At 73.3% G+C, this 12062-nt stretch carries 7 protein-coding genes and 1 pseudogene; 1 reads left to right on the top strand and 7 read right to left on the bottom strand.

The features are described from left to right. Nucleotides 1-668, bottom strand: a 668-nt coding sequence (locus ACZ7G3_RS25310; protein WP_470928347.1) for a maltotransferase domain-containing protein, incomplete at its 3' end; no start/stop codon positions are given. Between the two features lie 312 nt (nt 669-980). Here ACZ7G3_RS25310 and ACZ7G3_RS25305 point away from each other — a divergent pair. Beyond that, on the top strand, nt 981-3599 hold the full coding sequence (locus tag ACZ7G3_RS25305; RefSeq protein ID WP_470928346.1) for a glycosyltransferase family 1 protein: 2619 nt from the start codon (nt 981-983) through the stop codon (nt 3597-3599). A gap of 80 nt (nt 3600-3679) precedes the next feature. On the opposite strand, the gene ACZ7G3_RS25300 is transcribed toward ACZ7G3_RS25305, so the two are convergent. The 6 genes and pseudogenes from ACZ7G3_RS25300 to ACZ7G3_RS25275 form a co-directional block, all read right to left on the bottom strand. Further along, a complete protein-coding gene (locus ACZ7G3_RS25300; protein ID WP_470928345.1) occupies nt 3680-4189 on the bottom strand; it encodes a DUF1990 domain-containing protein in 510 nt (169 codons plus the stop codon). A gap of 83 nt (nt 4190-4272) precedes the next feature. Continuing rightward, nucleotides 4273-6327, bottom strand: coding sequence for a M4 family metallopeptidase (locus ACZ7G3_RS25295; RefSeq protein WP_470928344.1), 2055 nt, complete (start codon nt 6325-6327; stop codon nt 4273-4275). A gap of 355 nt (nt 6328-6682) precedes the next feature. Then, nucleotides 6683-8065: pseudogene (locus tag ACZ7G3_RS25290) on the bottom strand (ABC transporter ATP-binding protein); the annotation flags it as partial. Further along, nucleotides 8047-8220, bottom strand: coding sequence for a hypothetical protein (locus tag ACZ7G3_RS25285; RefSeq protein WP_470928351.1), 174 nt, complete (start codon nt 8218-8220; stop codon nt 8047-8049). The gene ACZ7G3_RS25285 and the pseudogene ACZ7G3_RS25290, both read right to left, overlap by 19 nt. Nucleotides 8221-8246: 26 nt before the next feature. Beyond that, a complete protein-coding gene (locus tag ACZ7G3_RS25280; protein ID WP_470928343.1) occupies nt 8247-10121 on the bottom strand; it encodes an ABC transporter ATP-binding protein in 1875 nt (624 codons plus the stop codon). Beyond that, on the bottom strand, nt 10118-12007 hold the full coding sequence (locus tag ACZ7G3_RS25275; RefSeq protein WP_470928342.1) for an ABC transporter ATP-binding protein: 1890 nt from the start codon (nt 12005-12007) through the stop codon (nt 10118-10120). The genes ACZ7G3_RS25280 and ACZ7G3_RS25275 overlap by 4 nt, the downstream gene beginning before the upstream one ends. Nucleotides 12008-12062: the final 55 nt, after the last annotated feature.

The raw sequence follows: 12062 nt of genomic DNA, 5'->3' as shown, positions 1-12062 counted from the left end.
AGCAGGGGCAGCGGGTCGGAGGTGGTGACCAGGTCCCGCAGCGGGTGCCGGGCCAGCACCGCGTCCACCCGGGGCGTCAGCGCCGCCGCCAGCCGTGACGCGGCCGGACGGCCCTCGTCCCGCAGCGCGTCGACGGCGGCGAGCAGTTCACGCCGGTCCTCCCCGCCCGGCACGTTCGCGGCGGCGCGCTCGTACAGCCGGGCGCCCTCCTCCAGTACCAGGTCGGTGTCCAGGCCCGCCGGGATCTTGATCCGCGCGTGGTGCCGCCAGGTGGTGACCGGGTCGCCCCACGCCTCCACGGTGTACGACCACCGTCCGGGCTCACCGGCGGTGACGGTGGCGCCCCAGCGGTCGGTGCCCGGGGCCAGTTCCCGCATGGGGGTCCACGGGCCCGGCCGGCCCCGCGGATCTCTGAGGACGACGTTGGCGGCGACCGCGTCGTGTCCCTCGCGGAACACGGTGGCCGATATCTCGAAGGACTCGCCGGTGACGGCCTTGGCGGGCCTGCGTCCCTGCTGGACCACCGGGCGGACGTCCAGGACGGGGATGCGTCCGACGACGCTGGCGCCGTCCGCGACGGGTGGCGCGGGGGACGCCGCCGGGGACGCCGCTTGAGACGCCGCCGGCGAAGTCGCGGGGGGTGCTGACGAGTGGTGCGTGGCGGGCATGACCGCTCCTGTCCGCGTCAACGTGGGTGGGCGGATGACTCTGGGGAGGTGGGTCCTGCGGGGGGTGCGTGCGGGGCGTACCGCAGGAGCCTTCCCACACTCTTCGGGTGGGCAATCCGGCACTTTGTTAACTACTCACGCGTATGTCGACACACGCGACGACCCTGACCGGACACCTTCCCCGCCGGGAGATCGTCACGCCGGTGGTTATTAGCCCGTCCGGCGAGCGACAACGACGCCGTTCAGGCCGAATCGGAGTTCCGAGGGCGAAGGCCCCAGCGTGGGACACATCGCGCCGGTAACGTCGTCGGGGTGAAGGCGATTCGTCGACTGACCGTCCGTCCCGTTCTCCCCGACCCCCTCGGGCCGCTCAGCGATCTGGCCCGGAACCTGCGCTGGTCCTGGCATCCGGAGACCCGCGACCTCTTCCAGTCCGTCGACCCCGGGTGCTGGACCGCGTCCGGCTGCGACCCGGTACGGCTGCTCGGCACCGTCCGGTCCGCACGCCTCGCGGAGCTGGCCGAGGACCGGCGTTTCCTGCGCCGGCTGACCGCGGTGGCCGACGACCTCGACCACTACATGACCGGCGACCGCTGGTACCAGGCGCAGCCCGGCCGACTCCCCGCCGCCGTCGCCTACTTCTCGCCCGAGTTCGGCATCACCGCCGCCCTGCCCCAGTACTCCGGAGGCCTCGGCATCCTGGCCGGCGACCATCTCAAGGCGGCCAGTGACCTGGGCGTGCCGCTCATCGGCGTCGGCCTGCTCTACCGGCACGGCTACTTCCGCCAGTCCCTGACCCGGGACGGCTGGCAGCAGGAGCACTATCCCGTCCTCGACCCGCACGAACTGCCCCTGGCCCTCCTCAGGGAGGCCGACGGCACCCCCGCCCACGTCGCCCTGGCCCTGCCCGGCGGCCGGGAACTGCGCGCCCGCATCTGGCTGGCGCAGGTCGGCCGGGTGCCGCTGCTGATGCTGGACTCGGACGTCGAGGAGAACGACCTCGGCGAACGCGGCGTCACCGACCGGCTCTACGGCGGCGGCAGCGAACACCGGCTCCTCCAGGAGATGCTGCTGGGCATAGGAGGTGTCCGGGCGGTACGGACGTACTGCCGGCTCACCGGCCACGCCGCGCCGGAGGTGTTCCACACCAACGAGGGCCACGCCGGGTTCCTCGGTCTGGAACGCATCTCCGAACTCTGCGACGAAGGGCTGGAGTTCGGCCCCGCGCTGGAGGCGGTCCGGGCCGGCACCGTCTTCACCACGCACACCCCCGTCCCGGCCGGCATCGACCGCTTCGACCGCGAACTGGTCGCCCGGCACTTCGGCCCCGACACCGAGCTCCCGCGCATCGACGTCGAACGCGTCCTGAGGCTCGGCATGGAGACCTACCCGGGCGGCGAGCCCGGCCTCTTCAACATGGCCGTGATGGGCCTGCGCCTGGCCCAGCGCGCCAACGGCGTCTCCCTGCTGCACGGCGGGGTCAGCCGGGAGATGTTCTCCGGCCTGTGGCCCGGCTTCGACGCCGACGAGGTGCCGATCACCTCCGTCACCAACGGAGTGCACGCACCGACCTGGGTCGCCCCGGAGGTCTTCCGGCTCGGCGCCCGGCAGATCGGCGCCCAGCGGGCCGAGGACGCGCTGAGCGTCGGCGACTCGGACCGCTGGGACTCGGTCGCCGACATCCCCGACCAGGACATCTGGGAGCTGCGCCGCACCCTGCGCGAACAGCTCGTCACCGAGGTCCGGGAGCGGCTGCGCGCCTCCTGGCGGCAGCGCGGCGCCGGGGCCGCCGAACTGGGCTGGATCGACGACGTCCTCGACCCCGACGTGCTCACCATCGGCTTCGCGCGGCGCGTCCCGTCGTACAAGCGGCTGACGCTGATGCTGCGCGACCGCGACCGCCTGACGGACCTCCTGCTGCACCCCGAGCGGCCGGTCCAGATCGTCGTCGCGGGCAAGGCGCACCCGGCGGACGACGGCGGCAAGCGGCTGGTGCAGGAGCTGGTGCGGTTCGCGGACGACCCGCGGGTGCGGCACCGGATCGTGTTCCTGCCGGACTACGGCATGGCGATGGCGCAGAAGCTCTACCCGGGCTGCGACATCTGGCTGAACAACCCCCTGCGCCCCCTGGAGGCGTGCGGGACCAGCGGCATGAAGGCGGCGCTCAACGGCTGCCTCAACCTGTCGGTGCTCGACGGCTGGTGGGACGAGTGGTTCCAGCCGGACTTCGGCTGGGCGATCCCCACCGCCGACGGCGCGGGCACCGACCCGGACCGGCGCGACGCCATAGAGGCCAACGCCCTCTACGACCTGCTGGAGCAGCGGATCACCCCCCGCTTCTACGAGCGGGGCGCGAGCGGGCTGCCCGACCGGTGGATCGAGATGGTCCGCCGGACCCTGAGCCTGCTGGGGCCGAAGGTGCTGGCCGGCCGCATGGTCCGCGAGTACGTCGAACGCCTCTACACCCCGGCGGCCGAGGCGCACCGCGCGATGGACCCGGACTCCGCCCGTGCGCTGGCCGAGTGGAAGACCCGGGTGCGGGCGGCCTGGCCCGGGGTGAGCGTCGACCACGTGGAGACGTCCGCCGCCACCGCCACGGCGGAGCTGGGCTCGACGCTGGGGCTGCGGGTGCGGGTGAACCTCGGCGATCTCGCCCCGGACGACGTCGAGGTGCAGGCGGTCTCCGGCCGGGTGGACTCCGAGGACCGCATCACCGACGCGGCGACGGTGCCGCTGAAACCGGTGGGCGGCCCCGACCTGGAGGGCCGCTGGCTGTACGAGGGCCCGCTCGCCCTGGACCGCACCGGCCCGTTCGGCTACACGGTCCGCGTCCTGCCCGCGCACCGGTTGCTGGCGTCCGGCGCGGAGGCGGGGCTGGTCGCGGTGCCGTCGGACGAGCTGGTTCAGGCGGCGGGGCTGCTGATGCGGTGAGCACCGGAGCGGCGCGGGGCGGGCTCGGTGGGTCGGGCTCAGTGGGTCGGGTCCAGCGGGACGGGTCCAGTGGGTCGGGCTCAGTCCTCCTCGCCGCCGCCGCTCAACCGCCGCAGGACGCTGCCGCAGCGGCGGGCGTAGGCGTGCTGGAAGGCACGGGTGGCCGGTCCGCCGGCCTTGGCGTACCACTTGGCGGGGCGGCTGAAGGCGGTCACGGTCAGCCAGACCGTGCCGTCGCCCGTACGGTCGACCACGAAGGCCTCCTCACCGCACTCGGGATGGCCGGGCAGCGTGCCGTAGGCCCAGCCGGCCCGGCGGGGTTCGTCCAGCGTCCAGACGATCCGGCAGGGCGCCTTGATCATCCCGGCGAGGGTGACGGTGACGTCGACGCCGGGCGCGGCGCGCTCCGCGCTCGCGTCGATGCCGACGCCCATCTCCCGGTGCATCTCCCAGGTCAGCACGGCCTCGACCGCGCGTCGGAACACCGGTTCGCCCTCACCGAGGCGGGTGCGTACGTGCAGGGGGCGGAAGCCGGGCGGGCAGTGGTCCTGCTCGCGGGTGGCGCCGACGTCGTCGTACGTGAAGGACATGGGCACCAAGAGTAGGGCGGCACCCTGGAACCGTGGGTTCCGGGTGCCGCCGTCCGGCCGTCACCGCGATGCGGGCCGCGGGCCTACGGGAAGGTGAGGCGCCAGGCGTCGATGTAGCCGGTGTCCTGCCGGCCCACGTCCTGGACGCGCAGCTTCCAGGTGCCGTTCGCCGGTTCGGAGGAGGCGTTGACCGTGTAGGTCTCGTGCACGTCCTCGGCCGGGTCGTAGCCGCTGTTCTTCAGGCGGTACGTCGTCCCGTCCGGCGCGACCAGGTCGATCCGCAGGTCACCGCGCCAGCTGTGCACGATGTCCACGCCCACCCGGAGGTCGCTCGGCGCGTTGCCGGTGCGGCCGGAGACCGTGAGCGAGGAGGTCACCGCCGACCCGTAGTCGGGGATGTTCACGTCGGCGGTGCTCTCGTAGGTCGAGCCGTCGCCGCCACCGCCGTCACCGGGGCGCGCACCGACGTTGATGCCCGCCCACGCGTGCTGGACCGCCGTGTACTCGGCGCTGTCGGTGCCGTAGAGCTCACCGGCGGCGGCGAGGGTGCCGGTGCGGGCGCCCGCGTAGTTGGTGGTCGACGTGAACTTGGTGGTCAGCGCGCGGAACCAGATCTTCTCCGCCTTGGCGCGGCCGATGCCGGTGACCGGGAGGCCGTCCGAGGTGGGCGAGTCGTAGCTGACACCGTTGATGGTCTTGGTGCCGCTGCCCTCGCTCAGCAGGTAGAAGAAGTGGTTGGCCGGGCCGGACGAGTAGTGGACGTCGACGTTGCCGATCCCCGAGTACCAGTAGTCCTTGGACGCGCCGTCCCTGCTGGGCTTGTCCATGTAGCGCAGCGGGGTGCCGTCGCCGTTGATGTCGATCTCCTCGCCGATGAGGTAGTCACCGACGTCGGAGGAGTTGTCCGCGTAGAACTCGACGGCCGCGCCGAAGATGTCGGAGGTGGCCTCGTTCAGCCCGCCGGACTCGCCGCTGTAGTTGAGGCCCGCGGTATTGGAGGTGAGGCCGTGCGTCATCTCGTGCGCGGCCACGTCGATGGAGGTCAGCGGGTTGGCGTTGCCGGCGCCGTCGCCGTACGTCATGCAGAAGCAGCCGTCCGACCAGAAGGCGTTGACGTAGTTGTTGCCGTAGTGGACGCGGGAGTAGGCGCCCACGCCGTCGCCGCGGATCCCGGAGCGGCCCTGGACGTTCTTGTAGTAGTCCCAGGTCAGTGCGGCCCCGTAGTGGGCGTCGGCGGCGGCCGTCTCGGCGTTGGACGCGGCTCCGTTGCCCCACACGTCGTCGGAGCCGGAGAAGAGCGTGCCGGTGCCGGAGGTGCCCCGGTTGAGGTTGTACGTCTTGTGGTTGCCGCGCGCGGTGTCGGTCAGCGTGTACGACGACCCGGACCGCGCGGTGCCCAGCGTCACCGTGCCGCTGTACAGGGTGTTGCCGGTGCCGTTGTGGACGGCCTGGTACTCGTGGAGCTTGGCGCCGGTGGCGGCGTCGGTGACCACGTGCAGCTCGTTCGGGGTGCCGTCCTCCTGGAGGCCGCCCACGACCGTCTCGTACGCCAGGACCGGGGTGCCGTTCGCCGCCCAGATCACCTTGCGCGGGGCGCGCTCGGCGTCCGGTGCCTCGGCGCCGGCGGCCTTCGCCGCGGACACGGCCTGCGTCTCGGCCTTCGCGGCGGTGATCCTCGGCGTCACCGTGGCCGGCGCGATCGCCTTGGACGTGGCCTTCACGACCCGCTCGGTCTTCCCGGCGTCGGTGGTGACGACCAGGTCGCCGCCGAGGACGGGCAGGCCGTCGTAGGTGCGCTCGTAGCGGGTGTGCACGGTGCCGTCGCGGTCCTTGAGCACGTCGCGGACGACCAGCTTCTCCTTGGCGCCCAGACCCAGCTTGTCGGCGGTCTCGGCCTTGGCGGCGTCGGCGTCGCGTATCAGCTCGGCGCGCTGGGCGGGGGTGAGCTTGACGGACTCGGCGCCCGGAGCGGAGGCCGGACCGGGCGCCGCGGTGGCGGCGCCGGACTGGACCGCCGTGGCGATCAGCGCGGCGACACCGGCCAGGGCGACGGCGGCGGCGCGGCGGTGGGTGGTGCGGGACGCGGTGGTGCGGGACGCGGTGTGGGAGGTGCGTCTGTGGGGAGTGCTGCTGCTCAACACTGACTCCTTCTGCGTGGCCGCGGGTCGCGCGGCCAGGGGAGACCGGCCGACGGGTGGGCCGGCCGGGCGGTACTGGTTCGGTACGCAGAAACCACGTGCTAGGAGCTGGCCGCGGCACAGCGCTGGTGGGCGAAGCTGTGGGGGCGCTGTGGAGCGGCCGTGGGAAGAGTGGCAGGAGATCGCGTCTTCTGTCAGGAGCGCGTCAGGAACTTGGCCGGAAATCGTTCGTTGTCCGGGCGTTCACGTTCGATATACGGAAGGGACGCTTCGGGGCGGTGGAACCCGGCCTCGGCAGCCGGCCGGCCGCGACCTCCGGGACCCGTGGTCAGCCGTGGGTAGCCAGGCCGCCCCCTCAGTCGGCGACCGTCCCCGGCGCCGGCTCCCCGTGCCAGGACCCCCACAGCGCCGCGTACGCCCCGCCGGCCGCGACCAGCTCGTCGTGCGTGCCGAGTTCGGTGATCCGGCCGTCCTCCATCACGGCCACCCGGTCGGCGTCGTGCGCGGTGTGCAGGCGGTGGGCGATGGCGATGACCGTGCGGCCCTCCAGTACGGCGGCCAGGGCGCGCTCGGTGTGCCGGGCCGTCGTCGGGTCCAGCAGGGCGGTGGCCTCGTCCAGGATCAGCGTGTGCGGGTCGGCCGGCACCACGCGGGCCAGGGCGAGCTGCTGGGCCTGCGAGCCGTCCGTGCGGTGACCGGCGGCGCCCAGTTCGGCGCCGAGGCCGTCGGGCAGTTCCCGTACCCACCGCTCGGCGCCCACGGCGGCCAGGGCCGACCACAACCGCTCGTCCGTGGCCGCCGGTTCGGCGATGAGGAGATTGTCGCGGACGGTGCCGAGGAAGACGTGGTGCTCCTGGGTGACCAGCACGACCTGGCGGCGCAGCCGCTCCGGCCCCAGGGTGACCACCGGTACCCCGCCCACCGTCACCGAGCCCTCGGTCGGCGCGTCCACGCCCGCCAGCAGCCGGCTCAGCGTGGTCTTCCCGGCCCCGGACGGCCCGACGACCGCCAGCCGCTCACCCGGCCGCACCGTCAGGTCCACCCCGCGCAGCACCTCGCCGCCCCGGTCGTAGGCGTACCGCACCCCGGACACGTCGATCCGGTCGTCCGCCGGCACCGGCGAGTCGTCGGTCGTCACCCGCGGAGCACGTGCCAGCCCCTCCACCCGGGCGAAGGAGGCACCGCCCGACTGGAGCTGCTCGATCCGCATCAGCACCTCGTCGAGCGGCCCCGCCAGCTGCTGGAGGTACACGGCGCACGACACCACAGCCCCCAGGCTCACCGACCCGTGCGTGTGCAGGACACCGCCGATCAGCAGCACGCCCGCCACGGGGACCACGTACGAGATCTCCACCGCCGGGAAGAACACGCTGCGCAGGTACAGCGTGTGGAAACGGGTGCGCCGCGACTCCTCCAGCGCCCGCCGGTTCGCCGTGACCCGCCGGCCGGCCAGCCGGAAAGCCTCCACCGTGCGGGCCCCGGCGACCGTGGCCGTCAGGCTCTCGGCGACCTCCGAGTTGGCCGCGCCCTCGGCGAGATAGCCGGCCCTGGCCCGGCGCAGGTACCAGCGCAGCGCGAACCAGACCGGCGTCAGCCCCAGCACGCCGACCAGGCCGAGCAGCGGGTCGAGCACGAACACGGCGGCGGCCAGGAACAGCGCCTGCACGGAGTTGATCAGCAGCTCCGGTCCCGCGTCGCGCAGCGTCGTGCCGACCGTGGTCACGTCGGCGGTGCCGCCATCAGGTACGGCGTCGCCGCCAGCAGCACCATCCAGACACTGGCCAGCACCGCCCCCGCCAGACAGCGCGGCCACTGCCGGCGCACCAGCCACGACAGGTACCGCCAGCCGCCCCGGCGGTCCGGCGGGCCCGGATCCTCGTACGCGTCGACCACCGCCGCCCTCCCCCGAAGACCCGCCCTCACGCCAGACTGTCCCGCCACGCCCGGTGCAGATCCGCGAACCGGCCCTGCCCGGCGATCAGATCGGCCGGCGCTCCGTCCTCGAGGATGCGGCCGTCCTCCATCACCAGCACCCGGTCGGCGATCTCCACGGTGGACAGCCGGTGCGCGATCACCACCGCCGTACGGCCCTTCAGCACCGTCGCCATCGCCCGCTGCACCGCCCGCTCACCGGGGACGTCCAGCGAGCTGGTCGCCTCGTCCAGGATCAGCACCGCCGGGTCCGCGAGCAACGCGCGGGCGAACGCCACGAGCTGCCGCTGCCCGGCGGAGATCCGGCCGCCGCGCTTGCGGACGTCGGTGTCGTAGCCGTCGGGCAGCGCGGCGATGAAGTCGTGGGCGCCGATCGCCTTCGCGGCCCGCTCGATCTCCTCCCGCGTCGCCTCCGGACGGCCGATGGCGATGTTCTCGGCGACCGTGCCGGAGAACAGGAACGCCTCCTGCGTCACCATCACCACCCCGCGCCGCAGTTCGGGCACGGCCAGGTCGCGCAGGTCGGTGCCGTCCAGCAGGACCCGGCCGTCGGAGGCGTCGTAGAACCGGGCGAGCAGCTTGGCCAGCGTCGACTTGCCGGCACCCGTCGAGCCGACCACGGCGACGGTCTGCCCGGCCGGGATCGTCAGGTCGAAGCGGGGCAGCACCTCGCCGCCGGTGCGGTAGCCGAAGCGGACCGAGTCGAAGACGACCTCGCGGCCCGGGTGCTCCGACTCCAGGGGCGGCAGCTCCTTCGGTGCGGCCGGCTCCGGCACCGACGGCGTCTGCGCCAGCAGCCCGGCGATCTTCTCCAGCGAGGCCGCCGCCGACTGGTAGGAGTTCAGGAACATGCCGAGCCGGTCGATCGGGTCGTACAGCCGGCGCAGGTACAGCACGGCCGCCGCCAGCACGCCGAGCGCCAGCGTGCCGTCCGCGACCCGGTAGGCGCCCCACAGCACGATGCCCGCGACGGCCGTGTTGGCGACCAGCCGCGATCCGACGACGTAACGGGCCATCTCCAGCAGCGCGTCGCCGTTCGTCCGCTCGTGGCGCCGGTTCAGTACGGCGAAGTCGGCGTCGTTGGCGGCCTCGCGGCGGAAGGCGCGCACCGGCCGGATGCCGTTCATCGTCTCCACGAACTTCACGATCACCGCCGCGATCGCCGTGGACCGCTGCCGGTACACCCGCCCCGCGCGCCGCCGGTACAGCCGCACCAGCCCGTACAGCGGCACGAACGAGGCCACCGCGACCGCGCCGAGCCCCAGGTCCAGCCAGAGCAGCAGCACCGAGATGTAGACGAAGGAGAGGATGACCGTCACCAGCTCCTGCAGGCCCTCGTCGAGCAGTTCGCGCAGCGACTCCACGTCCGTGGTGGAGCGGGAGATGAGCCGGCCCGAGGTGTAGCGCTCGTGGAAGTCGACGCTGAGCGCCTGGGCGTGGCGGAAGATCCGGCCGCGCAGGTCCAGCAGCACGTCCTGGCTGACGCGGGCCGCGGTGGCGATGAACGCGTACTGCAGCCCGCCCGCGCCCAGTGAGCAGAGCAGGTAGCCGGCGCCGACCGCGATCAGCGGACCGTGGGCGTCGTCCCGCAGCGCCGGTACGGCGTGGTCGATGGCGTACGCGACCAGCAACGGGCCCGCCTGCACCACCGCCTGCTGGAGCAGCAGGAGGAACGTGGTGAGGGCGACGCGGGCCTTCATGGGCGCCAGCAGGGAGCGCAGCAGGGCGCCGGTCGCGCCCGGCGGGCTGGGCAGGACGTCCCGGTCGAAGACGTCGTCGGCCGTGCGGCTGCCGGACCCGGCCGCCGGGTCGCCGTCCTCCGGTCGCTCCCGGTCCGGCGCGGTGGCCGTGGGCGCGGTCATCGGCCGTCTCCTTCCCGCAAGTCGTCCCCGGATTCCCCGGGCCGGTCGTGCCCGGACATCAGATGGGCGTACTCGGCGTTGGTGCGCAGCAGTTCCTGGTGGGTGCCGACGGCGGCGACACGGCCGCCCGAGAGCAGCGCCACGCGGTCGGCCAGCAGGACCGTGGAGGGGCGGTGAGCCACGATCAGCGCGGTCGTGTCCGCGAGGACCTGCCGCAGCGCGGCCTCCACGGCGGCTTCCGTGTGCACGTCCAGCGCGGACAGCGGGTCGTCCAGGACGAGGAACCTCGGCCCGCCGACCACCGCCCGGGCGAGCGCGAGACGCTGCCGCTGGCCGCCGGAGAGGCTGAGGCCCTGCTCGCCGACCTGGGTGCCGGTGCCCTGGGGGAGGGCGTGCACGAAGTCGGCCTGCGCGACGGCGAGCGCCCGCCCCAGCTCCTCGTCGCCGGCGCGTTCACCGGCCCCCATCAGTACGTTCTCGCCGACGGTCGCCGAGAAGAGCGTGGGCTCCTCGAAGGCCACGGCGACCATGGAGCGCAGCTCCTCGCGGGGCAGGGCGGTGATGTCCTCGCCGTCCAGCGTGATCCGCCCGGAGGTCACCTCGTGCAGGCGGGGGACGAGCGCGGTGAGCGTCGTCTTCCCGCTGCCGGTGGCTCCGACCAGTGCCATCGACTCGCCGGGGCGGATGTGCAGGTCGACGCGGTCGAGGAGGGGCGGGGAGCCGGGGGGCGCGTCGGGATACCGGAAGCTGACGTTCTCGAACCGCAGGCCACCACCGTGACGGGCGCCGGTACCGGTACCGGCGCGGGTGCCGTGACCGACACCGGCGCGGGTGCCGGTACCGACACGGGACGGCGCGGCCACCCCGGTCTCGACCTCCGCGTCCATCACCTCGAAGTACCGGTCCGTGGCCGTGGCCGCCTCCTGACTCATCGCCAGCAGGAAGCCGATCGACTCGACGGGCCACCGCAGCGCCAGCGCCGTGGACAGGAACGCCACCAGCGTCCCCGCCGACAGCGACCCGTCCGCCACCTGCACCGTGCCCACCACCAGGGCCGCCCCGATCGCCAGCTCCGGCAGTGTCACGATGACCGCCCAGATGGCCGCCAGCAGCCGCGCCTTGCGCAGCTCCGTCCCCCGCAGCGTGTGCGACAGCTCGTGGAAGGCCCGCGCCTGGCTGCGGTGCCGGCCGAAGCCCTTGATGATCCGGACGCCGAGCACGCTCTCCTCGACCACGGTCGTCAGATCCCCGACCTGGTCCTGCGCGCGCCGCGCCACCGCGGAGTACTTCTTCTCGAAGATTCCGCACGTGATCATCACGGGAATGGCGGGTCCCAGGATCACCAGCCCCAGCGTCCAGTCCTGCACCAGCATGATGCCCACGCCGACCAGGATCGTCACTCCGTTGACCAGCAGGAAAGTCAACGGGAAGGCGAGGAACATGCGCAGCAGCATCAGGTCGGTCGTCCCGCGCGACAGCAACTGACCCGAGGCCCACCGGTCGTGGAAGGCCACCGGCAGCCGCTGCAGGTGCCGGTACAGGTCCGCCCGCATCCCCGCCTCGACCCCGGCCAGCGGCCGGGCCACCAGCCACCGCCGCAGCCCGAACAGCAGCGCCTCCGCCAGCCCGAGGAGCAGCAGGTACAGCGCCCCGAGCCACACGCCGGCCGGATCGCGGTCGGCGACCGGCCCGTCCACCATCCACTTCAGGACGAGCGGGATCACCAGCCCCACGCAGGAGGCGAGGGTCCCCACGCACGCGGCGGCCCCCAACCGGCCCCGCACGGGCCGCACGTAGGGCCACAGCCGCAGAAGTGCGCGCACGGTGGAACGGCCTCCGGCGGGATCCGGAGCGAGGTCCTCGGTGGGTGCAGGTGTCGTGGGCATCAGCAGCGAGACTACGGTTCGCCACTGACACTGCCCACCGGGTTTTCTGGCTCAC

It is taken from the genome of Streptomyces sp. NPDC037271, assembly GCF_055603605.1.
The sequence above is the reverse complement of the archived record's forward strand: the minus strand, read 5'-3'. Positions and strand labels throughout refer to the sequence as shown.